The 18,732-nt window shown below is 70.3% G+C and carries 17 protein-coding genes, 1 tRNA gene and 1 pseudogene; 11 read left to right on the top strand and 8 right to left on the bottom strand.

Annotation, left to right across the window (positions count from 1 at the left end):
- Positions 1-141 precede the first annotated feature (141 nt).
- The 7 genes from BLV72_RS21405 (at position 142) to BLV72_RS21375 (ending at position 5,822) form a co-directional block, all read left to right on the top strand.
- The gene (locus tag BLV72_RS21405; RefSeq protein WP_244320897.1) at positions 142-1,035 is read left to right on the top strand and encodes a hypothetical protein; all 894 of its coding nucleotides are present in this window, start codon (positions 142-144) and stop codon (positions 1,033-1,035) included.
- A 28-nt stretch (positions 1,036-1,063) separates the two neighbouring features.
- Positions 1,064-1,135 (top strand) — tRNA-Gln (locus tag BLV72_RS21400).
- Between the two features lie 117 nt (positions 1,136-1,252).
- Positions 1,253-2,710 carry a bifunctional UDP-N-acetylglucosamine diphosphorylase/glucosamine-1-phosphate N-acetyltransferase GlmU gene (glmU, locus tag BLV72_RS21395; RefSeq protein WP_093464163.1) on the top strand — a complete coding sequence of 486 codons (1,458 nt, stop codon included), beginning with the start codon at positions 1,253-1,255 and terminating at the stop codon, positions 2,708-2,710.
- A gap of 71 nt (positions 2,711-2,781) precedes the next feature.
- Positions 2,782-3,759, top strand: coding sequence for a ribose-phosphate diphosphokinase (locus tag BLV72_RS21390; RefSeq protein WP_093464162.1), 978 nt, complete (start codon positions 2,782-2,784; stop codon positions 3,757-3,759).
- Positions 3,760-3,959: 200 nt separating this feature from the next.
- The gene (locus BLV72_RS21385) at positions 3,960-4,559 is read left to right on the top strand and encodes a 50S ribosomal protein L25/general stress protein Ctc (protein ID WP_093464160.1); all 600 of its coding nucleotides are present in this window, start codon (positions 3,960-3,962) and stop codon (positions 4,557-4,559) included.
- A gap of 84 nt (positions 4,560-4,643) precedes the next feature.
- Positions 4,644-5,234, top strand: a complete 591-nt coding sequence (gene pth / locus BLV72_RS21380) for an aminoacyl-tRNA hydrolase (protein ID WP_059144719.1) — start codon at positions 4,644-4,646, stop codon at positions 5,232-5,234.
- Between the two features lie 69 nt (positions 5,235-5,303).
- Complete coding sequence (locus BLV72_RS21375; protein WP_093464159.1) at positions 5,304-5,822, top strand: hypothetical protein; 519 nt, start codon at positions 5,304-5,306, stop codon at positions 5,820-5,822.
- A 324-nt stretch (positions 5,823-6,146) separates the two neighbouring features.
- Here the strand turns inward: BLV72_RS21375 and ppc are convergent.
- A pseudogene (ppc, locus tag BLV72_RS21370) lies at positions 6,147-8,866 on the bottom strand (phosphoenolpyruvate carboxylase).
- Positions 8,867-9,111: 245 nt separating this feature from the next.
- On the opposite strand from ppc, the gene BLV72_RS21365 reads away from it, so the two are divergent.
- From BLV72_RS21365 to BLV72_RS21355, 3 genes are all read left to right on the top strand, one after another.
- Complete coding sequence (locus tag BLV72_RS21365) at positions 9,112-10,092, top strand: acyl-CoA desaturase (protein ID WP_208905682.1); 981 nt, start codon at positions 9,112-9,114, stop codon at positions 10,090-10,092.
- Positions 10,089-10,799, top strand: a complete 711-nt coding sequence (locus BLV72_RS21360) for a TetR/AcrR family transcriptional regulator (protein WP_174887414.1) — start codon at positions 10,089-10,091, stop codon at positions 10,797-10,799. The genes BLV72_RS21365 and BLV72_RS21360 overlap by 4 nt, the downstream gene beginning before the upstream one ends.
- A gap of 85 nt (positions 10,800-10,884) precedes the next feature.
- Positions 10,885-11,343, top strand: a complete 459-nt coding sequence (locus tag BLV72_RS21355; protein ID WP_244320895.1) for a hypothetical protein — start codon at positions 10,885-10,887, stop codon at positions 11,341-11,343.
- Positions 11,344-11,347: 4 nt separating this feature from the next.
- Here the strand turns inward: BLV72_RS21355 and BLV72_RS21350 are convergent, their stop codons facing one another.
- The 3 genes from BLV72_RS21350 to BLV72_RS21340 form a co-directional block, all read right to left on the bottom strand.
- Positions 11,348-12,190 (bottom strand): hypothetical protein, encoded by an 843-nt coding sequence (locus BLV72_RS21350; protein ID WP_093464154.1) that lies wholly within the window; start codon positions 12,188-12,190, stop codon positions 11,348-11,350.
- Between the two features lie 243 nt (positions 12,191-12,433).
- Complete coding sequence (locus BLV72_RS21345) at positions 12,434-12,811, bottom strand: VOC family protein (RefSeq protein ID WP_093464153.1); 378 nt, start codon at positions 12,809-12,811, stop codon at positions 12,434-12,436.
- Entirely contained in the window at positions 12,808-13,644 is an 837-nt protein-coding gene (locus tag BLV72_RS21340) for a trans-aconitate 2-methyltransferase (RefSeq protein ID WP_093464151.1), read from the bottom strand. Before BLV72_RS21340 ends, BLV72_RS21345 begins: the two co-directional genes overlap by 4 nt.
- A gap of 136 nt (positions 13,645-13,780) precedes the next feature.
- On the opposite strand from BLV72_RS21340, the gene BLV72_RS21335 reads away from it, so the two are divergent.
- Positions 13,781-14,278 carry a MarR family winged helix-turn-helix transcriptional regulator gene (locus BLV72_RS21335; RefSeq protein WP_014054422.1) on the top strand — a complete coding sequence of 166 codons (498 nt, stop codon included), beginning with the start codon at positions 13,781-13,783 and terminating at the stop codon, positions 14,276-14,278.
- Here BLV72_RS21335 and BLV72_RS21330 read toward each other — a convergent pair.
- The 4 genes from BLV72_RS21330 to galT all read right to left on the bottom strand — a co-directional run bounded on the left by BLV72_RS21330 (position 14,237) and on the right by galT (position 18,701).
- Complete coding sequence (locus BLV72_RS21330) at positions 14,237-15,079, bottom strand: response regulator transcription factor (protein WP_093470468.1); 843 nt, start codon at positions 15,077-15,079, stop codon at positions 14,237-14,239. The genes BLV72_RS21335 and BLV72_RS21330 overlap by 42 nt on opposite strands.
- Positions 15,080-15,484: 405 nt before the next feature.
- Complete coding sequence (gene galK / locus BLV72_RS21325; RefSeq protein ID WP_093464150.1) at positions 15,485-16,717, bottom strand: galactokinase; 1,233 nt, start codon at positions 16,715-16,717, stop codon at positions 15,485-15,487.
- Positions 16,684-17,661, bottom strand: a complete 978-nt coding sequence (gene galE / locus BLV72_RS21320; protein WP_093464148.1) for a UDP-glucose 4-epimerase GalE — start codon at positions 17,659-17,661, stop codon at positions 16,684-16,686. The genes galK and galE overlap by 34 nt, the downstream gene beginning before the upstream one ends.
- The gene (galT, locus tag BLV72_RS21315) at positions 17,658-18,701 is read right to left on the bottom strand and encodes a galactose-1-phosphate uridylyltransferase (protein ID WP_093464147.1); all 1,044 of its coding nucleotides are present in this window, start codon (positions 18,699-18,701) and stop codon (positions 17,658-17,660) included. The genes galE and galT overlap by 4 nt, the downstream gene beginning before the upstream one ends.
- Positions 18,702-18,732 lie beyond the last annotated feature (31 nt).

Genomic DNA, 18,732 nt, shown 5'->3' with positions numbered 1-18,732 from the left:
GCCGGGCGCCAGCGCTTTTCCCGGGGACACGGCGGCGCATAAGAGACTCGAACATCAGGCAAAACCGCCCATTTAACTCGAACGAATGAATCGCCCACGTTTTCGACCCGGCGCGTCCGGATGCCGAACGACCCTGTGGCCATGAACGCACCACGGCGCCGCGACGGCGACAGCACGGGCGGCCTCCTCGACGGGTCGACCACGTTCGAAGAACTGAGAGAACGGGCGATCGCGTTACGGAAAGAGGGGATGAGCCGCAGACAGATCCGCGACCGGCTGAAGGTCAGCAACAACGACATCCTGAACCGCCTCCTGGAGGGCGAGCCGCCACCCGAGTGGACCAAGCGCCCCAACGCCAAGGACGACCTACGGGCCAGGGCGCGCGAGATGCGGCTGCAGGGGATGACATACGACAGGATCCAGCTGGAGCTCGGCTGCTCCAAGAGCTCCATCTCGCTCTGGGTCCGCGACCTGCCGAAACCGGACCGGCCGACCCGCACCCGGGAGGAGGCGTCGGCGATCGCCAAGCGGGGGTGGGAGGCGACGCTGCGACAGCGGGAGATCGAGCGGCAGCGGACGAAGCTGGCCGCCGAGCAGGAGATCGGCCGACTCACCGATCGCGAGTTGTTCCTGGTGGGGGTGGGGCTCTACTGGTCGGAGGGCGCCAAGAGCAAGCATTACCGCCCAGCTGAGCGAGTCATCTTCACCAACAGCGACCCCGACATGATCAAGATCTATCTCGCATGGCTGCGATTGCTCGGCATTACGCCCGACCACCTGCGCTTCCACTTGATGATCCACGAGTCCGCCGACGCGACCTCGGCTGAACGCTTCTGGGCTTCCCTGGCAGGCGCAGATGCCGCCAGCTTCGACAAGACATCCCTGAAAAGACACGACCCGAAGACCACACGCAAGAACGTCGGAGAAAGCTACCGAGGGTGCCTCGCCGTCCGCGTTCTCAATGGAGCCGATCTATACCGTCGCATTGAAGGCTGGTGGTACGGCATAGTGGTGGGGGCTCAGTCGACAGACTAACCAGATGTCCGATTTGAGCTCTTTGCCCTCCCCTGTGGTGTAATGGGCAGCACAGTGGCTTTTGGTGCCATTAGTCCGGGTTCGAGTCCTGGCGGGGGAGCTCTAAGTTCGGGCCCTGACTGGACGGCACCGTCCGGCTCGGGACCCTCCTTCCTTTCCGCCCGGAAACCTCTCGGTATCCTGCGGGTGTCCACCCCCGAAGCCGAAGGGCACACCCGTGAGCGCCAACCGCCCGGCAGCCGTCGTCGTCCTCGCAGCGGGTGAGGGCACCCGCATGAAATCGGCGACCCCGAAGGTTCTGCACGCCCTCTGCGGCCGCTCCCTCGTCGGGCACGTCGTAGCCGCCTCCCGTGAGCTCTCGCCCGAGCATCTCGTCGTCGTGGTCGGCCACGCCCGGGAGCAGGTCTCCGCGCATCTGGCCGAGATCGACGCCGAGGTGCGCACCGCCGTCCAGCATGAGCAGAACGGCACCGGGCACGCCGTCCGGATGGGTCTGGAGGAGCTGTCCGACAGCGGGGTCGCCCTCGACGGCACCGTGATCGTCGTCTGTGGTGACACGCCGCTGCTGACCGGTGAGACGCTCCAGCGGCTCGCCGCGGCGCACTCCGGTGACGGGAACGCCGTGACCGTGCTGAGCGCCGAGGTTCCCGACGCCACGGGTTACGGCCGGATCGTGCGGGACGACGCGAGCGGCGCCGTCACCGCGATCGTGGAGCACAAGGACGCGACCGACACGCAGCGCGCGATCCGTGAGATCAACTCCGGGGTCTTCGCCTTCGATGCCCAGTTGCTCACCGACGCCCTCGGCAAGGTGCGCACCGACAACAGCCAGGGTGAGGAGTACCTCACCGATGTGCTGGGCATTCTGCGCGAGGCCGGGCATCGGGTGGGCGCGTGTGTGGCGGCGGATCACCGGGAGATCGTCGGGATCAACAACCGTGTGCAGTTGGCGGAGGCGCGCCGGCTGCTGAACGACCGGCTGCTGGAGCGCGCGATGCTGAGCGGGGTGACGGTCGTCGATCCGGCCACCACGTGGATCGATGTGACCGTCACTTTCGAGCCGGATGCGCTGGTCCACCCGGGCACCCAGTTGCTGGGGGCCACCCACGTGGCCACGGGCGCCGAGGTGGGGCCGAATTCCCGGCTCACCGACACCGCAGTCGGCGCGGGCGCGGTGGTGGCGTTCACGGTCGCGGACGGCGCGGTGGTCGGCGCGGGGGCGAGTGTGGGGCCGTACGCGTATCTGCGTCCGGGAACCCGGCTGGGTGCGAAGGCCAAGGCGGGTACGTATGTGGAGATGAAGAACGCCACGATCGGTGAGGGCACGAAGGTGCCGCATCTGTCCTATGTGGGCGATGCGACGATCGGTGAGCAGACCAATATCGGTGCGGCGAGCGTCTTCGTGAACTACGACGGTGTGAACAAGCACCACACCACCATCGGCAGCCACTGCCGGACCGGGGCCGACAACATGCTTGTGGCTCCCGTCACGATCGGGGACGGCGCTTACACCGCCGCCGGATCGGTCATCACCAAGGATGTGCCCCCGGGCTCGCTCGCCGTCGCACGCGGACAGCAGCGGAACATCGAGGGCTGGGTCGCCCGCAAGCGCCCCGGAAGTGCCGCGGCACGGGCCGCCGAGGCCGCTCGTCGGGAGGACGAGGGCCAGCTGTGACATGTGCACAAGTGCGTCGTGCGGGGCGTACGGTGAGAAGTGCACCAAAGTGACATCCAAGGAGACTTGTTGTGACCGGGATCAAGACGACCGGCGAGAAGAAGCTGATGCTCTTCTCCGGCCGCGCCCACCCCGAGCTGGCCGAGGAGGTCGCCCATGAGCTGGGCGTCAGCTTGGTCCCGACCAAGGCATTCGACTTCGCCAACGGCGAGATCTACGTACGTTTCCAGGAGTCCGCGCGCGGCGCCGACTGCTTTTTGATCCAGAGCCACACGACTCCGATCAATAAGTGGATCATGGAGCAGCTCATCATGGTCGATGCGCTGAAGCGGGCTTCCGCGCGCTCGATCACGGTGATCGTTCCGTTCTACGGCTATGCCCGTCAGGACAAGAAGCACCGTGGCCGTGAGCCCATCTCGGCGCGGCTGATCGCGGACATGCTGAAGACGGCGGGGGCCGACCGGATTCTCACGGTCGATCTGCACACGGATCAGATCCAGGGCTTCTTCGACGGTCCGGTGGACCATCTCTTCGCGCTGCCGGTGCTCGCGGACTATGTGGGTGCGAAGGTCGACCGGTCCAAGCTGACCGTGGTGTCGCCGGACGCCGGCCGGGTGCGGGTGGCGGACCGCTGGTGCGACCGGCTGGGCGCGCCGCTGGCGATTGTGCACAAGCGGCGGGATCCGGATGTGGCGAATCAGGTCACGGTGCATGAGGTGGTCGGTGATGTGGAGGGCCGGGTGTGTGTGCTGGTCGACGACATGATCGACACGGGTGGCACGATCTGTGCGGCGGCGGACGCGCTGTTCGCGAATGGCGCGGAGGACGTGATCGTGACGGCCACGCATGGTGTGCTGTCGGGTCCGGCGGCGGATCGGTTGAAGAACTCGAAGGTCAGTGAGTTCGTGTTCACCAATACGTTGCCGACGCCGAGCGAGGTGGAGCTGGACAAGGTGACGGTGCTGTCGATGGCTCCGACGATTGCTCGCGCGGTGCAGGAGGTCTTCGAGGATGGCTCGGTGACCAGCCTGTTCGAGGAGCAGGCGTGAGCGGCTTAACCTGCTCCGCCCGGGTCTGGAGGCCACTCCCGTACGGGGGTGGCCTCATCCGTTGGTAGAATTGCCGGGTTGCTCGGCGAGGGAGGCCGCGTTTGGTCGCGGCTGTCCGTTATCGACGCGCTCTTCGTAGCAAGGTCTGTCGTGGGCCGGGTGACGCCCACACACCGTAAACGATCTACGAGGAGTGCCCCATGGCCGAGGTCAAGATCTCCGCTCAGCCCCGTACCGAGTTCGGCAAGGGTGCGGCCCGGCGTACCCGTGCGGCCGACCGCGTTCCCGGCGTGGTCTACGGCCACGGCGTCGACCCGCTGCATGTCACGCTTCCGGCGCATGACCTGCTGATGGCGCTGAAGACCCCGAACGTTCTGCTGCGTCTGAAGGTCGAGGGCGGCAAGGACGAGCTGGTCATCCCGAAGGCCGTGCAGCGTCACCCGATCAAGATCGGCGTTCTGGAGCATGTCGACCTGCTGCTGGTGCAGAAGGGCGAGAAGGTCACCGTGGAGGTGCCGATCCTCACCGAGGGCGACCTGGCCCCGGGTGGCAACCTGCTCGAGCACCTGCTGAACGCGCTGCCGGTCGAGACCGAGGCGACCCACATCCCGGAGTCGGTCACCGTCTCCATCGCGGGTCTGGACGCGGGTGCCACCATCCACGCCAAGGACATCACCCTTCCGGCGGGCACCACGCTGGCGGTCGAGGACGACGCGGCCGTGCTGCAGGTGGTCGCCGCCCAGGCCGAGGCTCCGGCCGAGGAGGGCGCCGAGGGCGAGGCCGAGGGCGCCGAGGCGTAGTCTTCGGCTGCTCCCGTTCGCTTTCCGGCCGCCGTCCCGCCCCCTGTGGTGGGGCGGCGGCCGTCCTCAAGGAGAGACATCCAGATGACGGACGACGCCAGCCCTTGGCTTGTGGTGGGCCTCGGCAATCCCGGGGGCGAGTATGCGGGCAATCGCCACAATGTCGGCTTCATGGTGGCCGATCTGCTGGCGGAGCGGATGGGTGCCCGTTTCAAGGCGCATAAGTCGCGGGCGCAGGTCGTCGAGGGCCGGGTGGGTCCGCCGGGGCCGTTGAGCCGCCGGGTCGTGGTCGCCAAGCCGATGTCCTTCATGAATCTGTCGGGCGGTCCGGTGACCGCGCTGCGCGATTTCTACAAGGTGCCGGTCGGTCATGTCGTGGCGGTCCATGACGAATTGGACATCGATTACGGCGCGCTGCGGTTGAAGGTCGGCGGGGGTGACAATGGCCACAATGGGCTGAAGTCGATCACCAAGTCTCTGGGTGCGGATTACTGCCGGGTGCGCTTCGGGATCGGCCGTCCGCCGGGCCGGATGGATGTCGCGGCGTTTGTGCTGAAGGACTTCTCCGCTGCGGAGCGCAAGGAGTTGGACTACTTCGTGGACCGTGCGGCGGATGCGGTGGAGACGCTGATCGCGGACGGGCTGGAGCGCGCGCAGGGGACGTACAACTCCTGAAAAACGCCGTTCGCCCGTTTGTTCGGCGGAAGGTTGACCGGGCGCCCAGGGGTGGCGAGGATCGCCGCCATGGCTTCCACCGGTGTGACCAAGCGCAGCCGTACGCGGCGGGCGGGCGAGAGCGCGTACGGGCTTCTGTTGCTGACGAAGAACGTGGCGATGGGGCTTGTCGCGTTGCTGATCCTGATCGCCGGGGTGTGGTCGTCCTGGGACGACGCCAAGCCGACGATGCTCACCAAGGGGCTTGAGCGCGGCACCGTGACGGTCTCCGACTGCGGCGACGAATGGTGCACCGGCTCCTTCGCCCCGGCCCGCGCGGGTGGCGAGGCCCATGGCCGGGTGCGGGTCGACAAGGCGGTCACGGACGGGACGGGCGACCGGGTTCCGGTGGCCCTCAAGCCGGGCACGGATCGCGCCGTCCGCACGGGTGCCGCGGGCGTCCTCCACGCCTGGGTCCCCTTCGGCGGCTCGCTCCTCCTCACCTCTTTGATCGTCGCGGGCGGCCTCGGCCTGCGCCGCACGGGCTGGACGATGGGCCTGCTGGGCGCGGCGCTGCTGGGCGCGTCCTTCGCCACGCTTACGCTGTAGCGTTTTTCCCGGCGCCCCCGCGTCTGGGCTCGCCTCTCGTCAGGCGCCGCCCCGCCGTGGAGTGTGACCCGTCGCGTGGTGCGGCCAGTTCGGCACCGCCGGACTCCACCGTGGAAGTACTCGCCGTCGCGGCGGGGAAGAGGTGGCGGCCGGCCGCCATGGGGCACACGCCCAGCCGTGGGGCTGGGGCGGGCAGCGGCGGAGCCTGCTGGGTGTCGGGGGGCCGGGGGCGGAGCCCCCGGAAAAGCTCACCCCCCACAACGCACCGGGCGGGCCCCCTCCCCGTAGGGAGCGGGCCCGCCCGGCGTCCGGCATACGCCCTGTTCAGCCCGTGTTGCGGAGGCCTGCCGCGACGCCGTTGACCGTGAGGAGGAGGGCGCGGCCGAGCAGCGGGTCGGGCTCTTCGCCTCGTTCGCGGGCGGTGCGCTGGCGGTGGAGCAGGGTCACCTGCAGATACGAGATCGGGTCGAGGTAGGCGTCCCGGACGTGGAAGGTCTGCTTCAGCACCGGGTTGGAGTCGAGGAGTTCGCGCTCCCCGGTGATGCGCAGTACCTCTCGTACCGTCAGTTCGTGCTCTGCCTGGATGACGTCGAAGACGTGCTTGAGGTCTTCGGGGACCAGTGTGTCGACGTAGTGCCGGGCGATCCGCAGATCGGTCTTGGCCAACGTCATTTCGACGTTGGACAGGAAGTTGCGGAAGAAGTGCCAGTGCTGGTGCATTTCGTCGAGGACGCCGTCGAGTCCGGCTTCGCGGGCGGCCTTGAGGCCGGAGCCGACGCCGAACCAGCCGGGGACGATCTGCCGGGACTGGGTCCAGCCGAAGACCCAGGGGATGGCCCGGAGTCCGTCGAGGCCGGCGCCGGAGTCGGGGCGGCGGGAGGGCCGGGAGCCGAGGTGGAGGTCGGCGAGTTGGTCGACGGGGGTGGAGGCGAAGAAGTACGCGGGCAGGTCGGGGTCGTCGACGAGGGTGCGGTAGGCGCCGTGGGCGGCGTCGGAGACGGTTTCCATGGTCGCGTCCCAGCGGGCGAGCGCCTCGTCGGACTGGCGGGGCGCGGTGTGCAGGGCGGATGCCTGCAGTGTGGCGGCCACCGTCAGCTCCAGGTTCTCGCGGGCGAGCGAGGGCACGAGGTACTTGTCGGAGATGACCTCGCCCTGTTCGGTGACCTTGATCTCGCCTTCGAGGGTGCCCCACGGCTGGGCGAGGATCGCGTCGTGGGTGGGGCCGCCGCCGCGGCCGACGGTGCCGCCGCGGCCGTGGAAGAGCCGCAGCCGTACGCCGTGCCGGTGGGCGACGTCGCGCAGCAGCCGCTGGGCGCGGTGGATTTCCCACTGGGAGGTGGTGATGCCGCCGAACTTGGACGAGTCGGAGTAGCCGAGCATGACCTCCTGGACGTCGCCACGGAGGGCGACGAGCCGTCGGTAGGAGGGGTCGGCGAGCATTTCGTCGAGGAGCTTGTCGGCGATCTTGAGTTCTTCGGTGGTCTCCAGCAGCGGGACGATACCGATCTTGGCCCAGCCGGCGTGGAGGTCGATGAGTCCGGCCTCGCGGGCGAGGACGGCGGCAGCGAAGACGTCGTCGGAGCCCTGGCACATGGAGATGATGTAGGACTCGACGATTTCGGGCCCGAAGCGCTCGAAGGAGTCGCGGATGGTGCGGAAGACGCCGAGGGTCTTGGCGCCGGCGGCGTCGAGGGGGCCGGGCTGGGGGCGAGGGGGCGCCGGGAGCGCAGTTCCTTGGCGAGCAGCTTGCGGCGGTAGTCGCGGGGCATGTCGGCGTAGCGCCAGGATTCCTCGCCGAGCCGGTCGAAGAGCTGGCCGAGGGCGTGGTGGTGGGCGTCGGCGTGTTCGCGGACGTCCATGGTGGCGAGCTGGAGGCCGAAGGCGGCGAGGGTGCGGATGGCGCGTTCGAGCCGGCCGCCGGCGATGAGGTGGCCGCGGTGGGCGCGCAGGGAGTCCTGGATGAGGTGGAGGTCGGCGAGGAGTTCGCCGGAGCCGAGGTAGTCGCGGCCGGGCTGGTGGGGGGTGTCGCCGGCGAGCCGTTCGCGGGTGTTGACGATCTTCTGCCGCATGCAGGTGGCCTTGAGCCGGTAAGGCTCTTCGGCGTTGAGCCGCTTGTAGCGCGGGCTGATCTCGGGCAGCAGTTCGAGGTCGCGCTGGAGGGAGGCGAGGAGTTCCTCGGAGGCGCCGGTGTTGCGGATGGAGCTGGAGAGGGCGGCGCGCAGATCGTCGATGATCTCCAGGGCGTCGGTGATGCCGTGTTCGTGCTGGAGGATCAGGACGTCGCGGGTCACCTCGGGGGTGACGTTGGGGTTGCCGTCGCGGTCGCCGCCGATCCAGGTGCCGAAGGTGAGGGGGCGGGTGGTGGCGGGCAGCTCGACGCCGACGCGCATCAGTTCCGCGGTGAGGTCCTCGAGGACGTCGCCGACGGCGCCGGCGTGCAGTTCGTCGAGGTAGTAGATGGCGTTGCGGGCCTCGTCGGCGGGTTCGGGGCGGGCGACGCGCAGCTCGTCGGTCTGCCAGAGCAGGTCGATGTTCTCGGCGAGCCGCAGGTCGGCGCGGCGGGCGTCGCCGCCGACGGCGAGGGTGTCGAGCAGTTCGGCGATGCGGCGGAGCTTGGTGAGGACGGTGCGGCGGGCGGCCTCGGTGGGGTGGGCGGTGAAGACGGGGCGCACGCCGAGGTGGGCGACGGTCTGCCGGAGGTGCTCGGGGTCGGCGTCCTTGAGCTGGTCGGCGGTGCGGGCGAGGATGCCGCCCTCGGCGGCGCGGCGGGTGCGCAGCTCGCGGCCGCGGTGTACCTGTTCGGTGACGTTGGCCAGGTGGAAATAGGTGGAGAAGGCGCGGACCAGCTTGGCGGCGGTCTCGAGATCGGTGGAGCCGAGCAGGTCGGCGGCGGCCTCGCCGTCACTGCGGGTGAGGGCGCGGACGCGCTCGACGAGTTCGAGGAGGTCGGGTCCCTCCTGGCGGACGAGGGTCTCGCCGAGCAGGTCCCCCAGACGGCGGATGTCGGCACGCAGAGCGGCGTTGGTGTGGTCGGCACTGCTCACAGGTGCGGGCTCCTTGCAGTGAACGGGGTTCGAAGCGCGGCATCAGGGCTTGTGCGGCAGGCGCCGCGGGCTGCTGACCCGGTGCTTTCGGCCATGTGCGGACCGCGCTGTCCGACGTTCCCAGGATAGGCGGCGCGACCCTGGGTGGGACCAGAGCCCTATTGCCCCGCTTCCCGGCCCTGCCATACTTACGACGCCGTAGGTTACGGACCCGTAGCCATGCCCCGAGCCCCACGAGGGATCCCATGACTGCAAGCCCCGACGTGGTCAACGACACGCCGAAGGCCCAGGAGGCCCCGCTTCCCTCCGCCACGCTCGGCGGGGACAGCAAGCGTTCCATCGAACAGATCACCCTTCTCCTGTTCATCACCGTCCCCTTCGTCGCGCTGGTCGCGGCGGTTCCCCTGGCCTGGGGCTGGGGGGTCAGCTGGCTGGATCTGGCGCTGTTGGTGTCGATGTACTACATCGGCTGCCACGGCATCACGATCGGATTCCACCGCTACTTCACCCATGGCTCGTTCAAGGCGAAGCGGCCGCTGCGGATCGCGCTGGCGATCGCCGGGTCGCTGGCCGTGGAGGGGCCGCTGGTCCGCTGGGTGGCCGATCACCGCAAGCACCACAAGTTCTCCGACGCGGACGGCGACCCGCACTCCCCGTGGCGGTACGGCGAGAGCGTTCCGGCCCTGATGAAGGGGTTGTGGTGGGCACATATCGGATGGATGTTCGATGAGGAGCAGACGTCCCAGCACAAGTACGCACCGGATCTGATCAAGGACGGCGCCGTCCGGGCGGTCTCCCGGCAGTTCGTGGTGTGGACGCTGGTCTCCCTGATGCTGCCCCCGCTGATCGGCGGGCTGGCGACCTGGTCCTGGCAGGGCGCGGTGACCGCCTTCTTCTGGGGGTCCCTCGTTCGGGTGGCCTTGCTGCACCATGTGACCTGGTCGATCAACTCGATCTGCCATGCGGTGGGCAAGCGCCCGTTCAAGTCGCGGGACCGCTCCGGCAATGTGTGGTGGCTGGCGGTGCTCTCATGCGGCGAGTCCTGGCACAACCTGCACCACGCGGATCCGACCTGCGCCCGGCACGGGGTGATGAAGGGCCAGCTGGACTCCAGCGCCCGGATCATCCGCTGGTTCGAGAAGGCGGGCTGGGCGTATGACGTCCGCTGGCCGAGCCAGGCCCGTATCGACTCCCGCCGTCAGGAGAAGTCCGTCGGAGCGGCATGATGGAGGGCGTGGCGACCGACAGTAATACCAGCGGTGAAAAGGACCGGCGGGGCCGGACGGGCCGGCCCTCCGGATCCGGGACCCGGCGGCCCCGCCGGGTCCGGATGACCGGCAAGGAGCGCCGGGAGCAGCTGCTGGACATCGGTCGCACGCTCTTCGCCGAGCGTGGCTTCGAGGGCACGTCGGTGGAGGAGATCGCGGCGAAGGCGGGGGTCTCCAAGCCGGTGGTGTACGAGCACTTCGGCGGCAAGGAGGGGCTGTACGCGGTCGTGGTGGACCGTGAGATGCGGCGGATGCTGGACATGGTGACCACATCGCTGACCGCGGGCCATCCTCGGGAGCTGTGCGAGCAGGCCACCTTCGCCCTTCTGGACTACATCGAGGAGTACACGGACGGCTTCCGGATCCTGGTCCGTGACTCCCCCGTCGCCCAGTCGACGGGCACCTTCGCCTCGCTGATCAGCGATATCGCCACCCAGGTGGAGGACATTCTGGGCCTGGAGTTCAAGGCCCGCGGCTTCGACGCCAAGCTGGCCCCGCTGTACGCGCAGGCGCTGGTGGGCATGGTGGCGCTGACGGGCCAGTGGTGGCTGGACGTCCGCAAGCCGAAGAAGGCCGAGGTGGCGGCGCACCTGGTGAACCTGGCCTGGCACGGTCTGGACGGTCTGGAGCAGAAGCCGCGGCTGATAGGCCACCGCAAGGCGTGACCTCCGCAAGGCGTGACCTCCCGGTACTGGTCCGCGCGTCCCCGCTGCGGGGATGATGGGCGCTCAGGGGGAGGGAGATCCAGATATGAGCACGGGGGAGCGGTCCGAGGCGCGTCGCAGGGCGGTGGCCGTGGGGCCGGGCGTCTGTCATGCGCTTGGCCTGACGATGCTGGTCATCACGGAGTGGGTGCGCGCGGATCTGAAGGACGCGACGTCGATGGCGTCGCACGGCTATCTGAAGGGCATGATCGAGTTCGCGGGCTCGCTGGCCGACACGGACTGGTACAAGCCCGCCGTGGACCTGTACGACAATGTTTCCTTCGGTGAGCCGCGGGCCGCCCTGTGGGCGGCTGTGATCATGGCGCTCGTCGTGCGGCTCAACCGCTACGGGCCACCGGAGGCCCAGCAGTTGCTGTCCTGGGTGACCGCCGGATACTGCCTGCTGGCCACGCTGGCCCTCCTGCCGTATCTGGCCGCCCCGGGGGTCGGCGTCATTCTGGTGCTGGCGCTGTGCGGGGGCGTGGTGAACGTGGCGACCCGTTGAGCGGTCAGCCCTGGTACACCATGGTGCACAGCAGTGTCCGGCCGTCGTTCACCAGCCACGACCAGTAGTACGTACGGTCGCCCTGGACCCGGGCGCAGTTGGCCGAGGAGGCGTTGGCCGGGGCCTTGTAGACGCCGGTGATGTGCAGAATCCGGTTGTACCGGGCCGGGACCCGCTTCGCGTCGCAGTCCACCACGGTCATCAGCCCGGCGTTCATCCGCGCCTGCTGCCCGCTGCCCGTCTGCTCGGCCAGCAGGCAGTACCCCACCGTGAACTTGCGGGTCAGGCACAGAGCGGTGGTCCGCCCGCGCGAGGTGTACGACATGGAGTTCTGGCCCGGCCCCTGCGGGCAGGCCCCGCCGCTGCTCCGCACCGCGCTCACCCACATGAACGCGTTTCCGGCATTGCAGGAGACCTGGGTGGGCATCCTGCTGTTGTACTGCCCGCTCCCGGTGTCGTACACGGCGAGGCAGTCCCCTGGACTCACCGCCCGGTACGCCTCGTCGGTGGGATCCGGCGCCACGGTGGGCGAGGCGGGCGCCCGGGTCTCGGCGGGCCGTCCCCCTCCCCCGCCGCCTCCGGAGCCGTACCCGGGCAGCGAGGCGCTGGGGAGGGCCGTGGGGCTATTGCTGGGGAGCCCGCCGGGGCTCGTCGGCAGGCGTGGGGCTCCGCCGTCCGGCAGCGCGCTGCCCGCGAAGGAGGTCCTGTCGTCCCCCTCGACCACCTGCGGCAGCACGAGCACGGCGAGCGCGAGGGCGGCGGCCACCAGTATCCAGATGCCGCGCTGCCGCTGCTCCTCGCTGCCCCCGCCCCTGCCCGGATCCGCCCCGCCCGACGCGCTGCTCATGGCTCTCCCCCGAGAACGTGGCCACGGTGTTGTTGTTCGGCGCGTCCACGGTCTCATGCCGGATCGTTTCTGGGGAGCGCTGCGGCAAGGCGTGCCTGGTCTGTGACCGCGACCGACCGTATCGGAGCCTGACCGTCACGGCCTGACGATCGCGGCCCCGATGACGAAGCCCCTCGCGGGGCCGTGACGTCGGGCACTCACACGAGACACTTGCACGAGGCGCTCTGGCGGGTGCCGAGCCGATCATCCGATCGGGTGGTGTCCGATCGGCTCGAGGAACTCCAGCCGGTTGCCGACCGGGTCCGCGGAGTAGAAGCGGCGGTGCCCTGGCAGTCTCTCGTCCCAAACGACCTCGGCGCCCTGCCCGGCGAGGCGGGCGGCGAAGGCTCCTATGCCGACGACCCGCAGGCCGGGGTGGGCCTTGCGGGAGGGGCGGAAGTCCGGCTCGATGCCCAGGTGCAGTTGGACCGGGCCGCATCCGAACCACAGGCCGCCGCCTGCCGCCAGGGCGGGCGGTTTGGGGAGCTCGGTCATGCCGAGCACCTCGCCGTAGTAGGCGCGCAGCGCGGGCTCGCTGCCGGGCGGGGCGGCGAGTTGGACGTGGTCGAGGGCCGCGATCATCGCTGGGCACCTCGGGCCACGACGAAGATGCGGCGGAACGGAAAGGCCGTGCCGTGGGGGCCCGAGGGGTAGGCGTCGCGGAGGAGGGCGGCGTAGGCGGCGAGGAAGCGGTCGCGGGCGGGCGGGTCGTCGGCGAGGGCGGTCAGGACCGGGCGCAGGGCGGTGCCCTTGACCCAGTCGAGGACGGGGTCCGGGCCGGTCAGGACCTGCACATAGGTGGTCTCCCAGGCGTCGACCTCGCAGCCGAGGGCGGCCAGGCGCTCCAGGTATTCGGTCGGCTCCAGGACGGAGGCGGGGTCGCGGAGGCGGTCGGCGAGGCGGTCGCGCCACTCGGGGGCGTCGCACAGATCGCGCAGCAGGGTGTGGCTGGGGGCGGTGAAGTTGCCGGGGACCTGGAAGGCGAAGGTGCCACCGGGGCGCAGTCCGGCCAGCCAGGTGCCGAAGGAGTCGGGGTGGCCGGGGATCCACTGGAGGGCGGCGTTGGAGACGATCAGGTCGTAGGGCTCGTCCGGCGCCCAGTCGCGCACATCGGTACGGCGCAGGTCGAGGCGGCCGCCGCCGGTGGTGGGGCCCGCGAGGGGCTGGGCCTCGGCGAGCATCTCGGCGGAGTTGTCCAGGCCGGTGACATGGGCGTCGGGCCAGCGGTCGAAGAGCAGGACGGTGACGTTGCCGGGGCCGCAGCCCAGGTCGGCGATGCGGGGCGGGCGGCCGGGGCCGGGACCGGAGCCGGTGGGCAGCTCGGGGACGCGGGCCAGCAGGTCCTGGAAGGGGCGGGTGCGGTGGCCGGCGTGGCGCAGATACTGCCGGGGATCCCAGTTGGGCGCGGTGGTCATGGTCGGTCCCTCTGTGGGTACGGTCGGTACGGGGCGCGCCGCCGTGACCGCTGCGCGTCCCGGTGTCCTACCGTTGCCCACGATATCTCTTGATGTCAAGAGACTTCATGTCGACAGACCCACTACACTGATCGCCATGGAGGACGAGGTCGATCGGCTGGTCGCGGCGTGGCGGCGGGAACGCCCCGACCTCGATGTGGAACCGCTGGAAGTGCTCAGCCGGGTCAGCCGGCTAGCCCGCCATCTGGACCGGGCGCGGCGGATCGCCTTCGCCGAGCACAATCTGGAGCCCTGGGAGTTCGACGTCCTGACCTCGCTGCGCCGGGCCGGGCCCCCGTATCAGCTCTCCCCCGGGCAGCTGCTGACCCAGACCCTGGTCACCTCGGGCACCATGACCAACCGCATCGACCGGCTCGCCAAGAAGGGGCTGGTCGAGCGGGGGCCCGACCCGAGTGACCGGCGCGGTGTGCTGGTCCGGCTGACCGCCGAGGGGCGTGACCGCGCCGATCAGGCACTGGCCGGGCTGCTGGACCATGAGCACGCCATCCTGGCCGAGCTCTCACAGGCCCAGCGCGCCGAACTGGCCGCGCTGCTACGCCAGTTGACCGCCCCGTTCGACAATCTCCCCGGCTAGGTCGACCGGGCCCACCCCGGCGCGCCGGGCCAGCGCCACGGCCGCCAGCGTGGAGTGCACACCCAGCTTGCCCAGCACATTCTGCATATGGGTGCGGACGGTGTGCGGGGAGAGGAAGAGCCGCTCGGCGACGGCCTTGCGGCCGAGCCCGGCCACCATGCAGCGCAGCACCTCCCGCTCACGCGGCGTCAGCGACTCGACCAGGCGCTCGCTTTCGGTGCGGTGCTTACGGGCGGCCGTCAACTCCCGCAGGACGCCGGTGAGCAGAGCGGGCGGCAGATGGGTCTCCTCCCGGAGCACCCCCCGGATGACCGCGAGCAGCCGGACCAGCGAGCAGTCCTTGGCGACCCAGCCGGACGCCCCGGCCTGCAGCGCCACCGCCGCGCGGCGCGGGTCGTCGCGCTCGGCCAGCACCACGGTGCGCACCCCCGGCTGGGTGGAGCGGACCGCGCCGACGAGCCATATGCCGTCGGCCGCCCGGCCGTTCACCACCCGGGCGGGGCCGCTGTGCGGCCCGCCGTGGATGCCGTTGTGCGGCGTGCCGTTCGCCCCGCCGTAGGCCACCTCGGCCGGCACCGGGAGCGGTGGGCCCGCACCCTCGGCGGCCGTGCCCAGATCGGCGTCGACCAGCAGAATGTCGAAGCGGCGCCCCTCCGCCGCGGCGCGCTCCAGACAGCGCAGCGCCGCCGGGCCGCTGCCGGCCGCCGCCACGTCCACGTCCTGTTCCGCCGCGAGGGCGGCGGCCAGTGACTCGGCGAAAATACGATGGTCGTCAACCACGAGAACCCGAATACGTGCCACGGACAACCCCCCAGTCGCCGGATGAAGATTCCGGATACACCGAGAAACAGTGCGGGTACGGCGCCCGGCGCAAGGTCACCGCAACCCGCACGGCCGCCGCCGTGCTGTGATTGCTACCCCGCCCCGGGCGTCGTACCTGACTGTCTCGCCCCCTGATGGGCGTCGGCCCCCACCGACGCTGTACTCAGAGTAAGGCCGTGGTCTCATATAGGAAGCGGATTAGCGAAACTGACTGTTCTCGGCTGTTCACTGTGTGTTTCTTGTTCGCTCTTGGGGACTGAGTGATCCACGAGCCGCGAAGATTTACCGAGAACGATCCGAGACGTGATCAAGGGGCCGGTGGCGACGGCCGGCTACAGCCGTCGCACCCCCGGCCCCCCGCTAAAGCCGTCGCCCCCGCCCCGGCTACAGCCGTCGCGCTCCCGCGCTGGGCACCGCCGGGAAGATCCGCGGAGCCCCGTGGCCGGCCGCGCCGAATGCCTCGGTCACCGCCTTGCCCACCGCCTCCGCGTCGGCCTCCGCCACCAGCACGATGGCCGAGCCGCCGAAGCCGCCGCCGGTCATCCGCGCCCCGAGCGCACCCGCCGCGTTCGCCGACTCCACGACGAGGTCGAGCTCGGCACAGGAGATCTCGAAGTCGTCGCGGCAGGAGGCGTGCCCGGCGGTCAGCACCGGTCCGATACGCCGCGTGTCCCCCGCGTCGAGCAGCTCGATGACCTCCTCGACCCTGCGGTCCTCGGTCACCACATGGCGCACCCGCCGCCGGATGGTCGCGTCGTAGCCCAGCCGCTCCAGCTGGGCGAGCGTCGCCTCCAGCCCGTCGAAGGGCACATCGCGCAGCGCTGGCACCCCGAGCGCCTCGGCGGCCGCCTCGCAGGCGGCCCGCCGGTTCGCGTAGGCGCCGTCGCCCAGCTCGTGCTTGACGCGGGTGTCCACCACCAGCAGCCGCAGCCCCTCGGCCGCCAGGTCGAACGGCACCTGGCGCTGGGTGAGATCACGGGCGTCCAGGAACAGGGCGTGTCCCTCGGTGCAGCACGCGGACGCCATCTGGTCCATGATCCCGCAGGGCACGCCGACGAAGACGTTCTCGGCGCGCTGGCACAGCTGGGCGATGCGCCGCGGGGTGAGCCCCAGTCCGTACAGATCGCTCAGCGCGGTGGCCGTGACCACCTCCAGCGCGGCGGACGACGACAGCCCGGCGCCAGTGGGCACGGTGGACTCGAAGTGCAGGTCCGCGCCGCCGGCCGCGCCCGTCAGAAGCCCCGCGTCGCGCAGCGCCCAGACCACTCCGGCCGGATAGGCCGCCCAGCCGCCGCGGTCGCCGCCGCCGGCCCCGCCCGCGACCGGCGCCAGCTCCTCGACCCGCAGCTCGACGATTCCGCCCGGGGCGTCGCCCGAGTGGAGCCGCAGCACCCCGTCGGTGCGCGGGGTGGCGGCGGCCAGGCAGGTGTGGGGCAGGGCGAGCGGCATGACGAAGCCGTCGTTGTAGTCGGTGTGCTCACCGATCAGATTGACCCGGCCCGGCGCCGCCCAGACGCCGCCCGGGTCGGTGCCGTAGACCTCGTGGAACCCCGCCGTGGCCCGCCCGGGGCCGTGCTCGTCCGTCACTGACTCTCCCTCCGCTGCGCGAACTCCCATGCGTCCGCGACGATTCCGGCCAGGTCGGCGCGGGTCGGGCGCCAGCCCAGGCGCTCCTTGGCGCGCTCGGCGGAGGCCACCAGGACCGCCGGGTCGCCGCCGCGGCGCGGGGCGGCGATCTCCGGGATGGGGTGGCCGGTGACCTGGCGCACCGTCTCGATGACCTCGCGGACGGAGAAGCCGTTGCCGTTGCCGAGGTTGCAGATCAGGTGCTCGCCGGAGGCCGCGGCGCCGAGGGCGAGCAGATGGGCGTCGGCGAGGTCGGCGACGTGGATGTAGTCGCGGACGCAGGTGCCGTCGGGGGTGGGGTAGTCCTCGCCGAAGACCGAGATGGCCTCGCGCCGGCCCTGGGCGACCTGGAGCACCAGGGGGATGAGGTGGGACTCGGGGTCGTGGCGCTCGCCGTAGGCCCCGTAGGCGCCGGCGACGTTGAAGTAGCGCAGGGAGACCGCGGCCAGCCCGTGGGCGGCGCATTCACCGCTGATCATGTGGTCGACGGCGAGCTTGCTGGCGCCGTAGGGGTTGGTGGGCGCGGTCGGCAGGTCCTCGGTGATCGGGACCTGGTCGGGCTCGCCGTAGGTGGCGGCGGTGGAGGAGAAGACGAGGGTGCGCACGCCTGCGTCGCGCATCGCGGCGAGCAGCTCGGTGGTGCCTCCCACATTGTTGACCCAGTACTTCTCGGGGTTGACGACGGACTCGCCGACCTGGGAGAACGCCGCGAAGTGCAGCACGCCGTCGAAGGTGGGGTCGAGCCACTTGCCGGCGTCCTGGATGCGGCCCTCGATGAACTCCGCGCCCTCGGGGACCCCCTCCCGGTGCCCGGTGGACAGGTCGTCCAGCACCGTCACCCGGTGACCGGCTTCGAGCAGATGCGCCGCGACCACGCTGCCGACATAGCCGGCGCCGCCGGTGACCAGGTACTTCTTCTGCTGCGCATTGCTCACTTGCTCGCTACCTCTCGCAGTCGCTCGGCCGCGGCCTCCGGCGGCACATCGTTGATGAACACATTCATGCCGGATTCGGAACCCGCGAGAAACTTCAGCTTGCCGGAAGTGCGGCGGATGGTGAAAAGCTCGAGGTGAAGCGCGAATTCACCACGGTCGGTCATGCGGTACGGCGCCTGGTGCCAGGCGGAGATGTAGGGCGTGGGCGGCTCACCCTCCCCGAAAATCCGGTCGAAGCGCTTCAAGAGTTCCAGATACATCTGTGGAAACTCTGTGCGCGCGGCCTCGTCCAGCGCCGGCAGGTCCGGGACCCGCCGCTTGGGGTAGAGGTGTACCTCGTACGGCCAGTGGGCGGCGTAGGGGACGAACGCGACCCAGTGCTCGCCGTCGAGCACCACCCGGCGCCCGTCGGCCAGCTCGTCGGCGACCACATCATCGAACAGATTCCGACCGGTGGCCACACGGTGCTCGGCGAGCGAACGGAGCATCAGCTGTGTACGAGGGGTCACAAAGGGATACCCGTAGATCTGGCCGTGCGGATGGCCGAGGGTGACGCCGATCTCCTTACCGCGGTTCTCGAAGCAGAAGACCTGCTCGACGGCGGGGTGTTGGGCCAGCTCGGCGGTGCGGTCGGTCCAGGCGTCGAGCACCAGAGCGGCCTGTGCGGCGTCGAGGTCGGCGAAGGAGGCGTCGTGGTCGGAGGTGAAGCACACGACCTCGCACCGGCCCGAGTCCCCGGCCAGCGACGGGAAGCGGTTCTCGAAGACCGCGACGTCATAGCCGGAGGCGGGGATCTCGCTGTGCCGCCCCTCGCGGGAGGGGCACAGCGGGCATTCGTCGGCCGGCGGGTGGTAGGTGCGGGCCTGGCGGTGGGAGGCGATCGCCACCCGGTCGCCGAGGAGGCGGTCGTGCCGGATCTCCGAGCGGGTCGCGATGGGGTCGAGCGGCCGCTGGTCGACGGCGTCGCGCACCGCGTCGTCGCGCGCGTCGTAATAGATCAGCTCGCGTCCGTCCGCAAGCCGCGTCGCCGTCTTCTTCACTCCGCCAGCTCCTGTCAGGTGCACCCAACAC

The organism is Streptomyces melanosporofaciens (assembly GCF_900105695.1).
Classification (GTDB): Bacteria; Actinomycetota; Actinomycetes; order Streptomycetales; family Streptomycetaceae; genus Streptomyces; species Streptomyces antimycoticus.
Note: the sequence above shows the minus strand (reverse complement) of the source record. Positions and strands in the feature narration are given on the sequence as shown.

Coding starts and splice junctions, on each gene's coding strand:
- BLV72_RS21345 (WP_093464153.1), bottom strand. CDS start 12,811: ATGATCGCGGCCCTCGACCACGTCCAACTCGCCGCCCCGCCCGGCAGC.
- BLV72_RS21385 (WP_093464160.1), top strand. CDS start 3,960: ATGGCCGAGGTCAAGATCTCCGCTCAGCCCCGTACCGAGTTCGGCAAG.
- BLV72_RS21365 (WP_208905682.1), top strand. CDS start 9,112: ATGACTGCAAGCCCCGACGTGGTCAACGACACGCCGAAGGCCCAGGAG.
- BLV72_RS21360 (WP_174887414.1), top strand. CDS start 10,089: ATGATGGAGGGCGTGGCGACCGACAGTAATACCAGCGGTGAAAAGGAC.
- pth (WP_059144719.1), top strand. CDS start 4,644: ATGACGGACGACGCCAGCCCTTGGCTTGTGGTGGGCCTCGGCAATCCC.
- BLV72_RS21335 (WP_014054422.1), top strand. CDS start 13,781: ATGGAGGACGAGGTCGATCGGCTGGTCGCGGCGTGGCGGCGGGAACGC.
- BLV72_RS21405 (WP_244320897.1), top strand. CDS start 142: ATGAACGCACCACGGCGCCGCGACGGCGACAGCACGGGCGGCCTCCTC.
- BLV72_RS21340 (WP_093464151.1), bottom strand. CDS start 13,644: ATGACCACCGCGCCCAACTGGGATCCCCGGCAGTATCTGCGCCACGCC.
- BLV72_RS21350 (WP_093464154.1), bottom strand. CDS start 12,190: ATGAGCAGCGCGTCGGGCGGGGCGGATCCGGGCAGGGGCGGGGGCAGC.
- BLV72_RS21355 (WP_244320895.1), top strand. CDS start 10,885: ATGAGCACGGGGGAGCGGTCCGAGGCGCGTCGCAGGGCGGTGGCCGTG.
- BLV72_RS21375 (WP_093464159.1), top strand. CDS start 5,304: ATGGCTTCCACCGGTGTGACCAAGCGCAGCCGTACGCGGCGGGCGGGC.
- galK (WP_093464150.1), bottom strand. CDS start 16,717: ATGGGAGTTCGCGCAGCGGAGGGAGAGTCAGTGACGGACGAGCACGGC.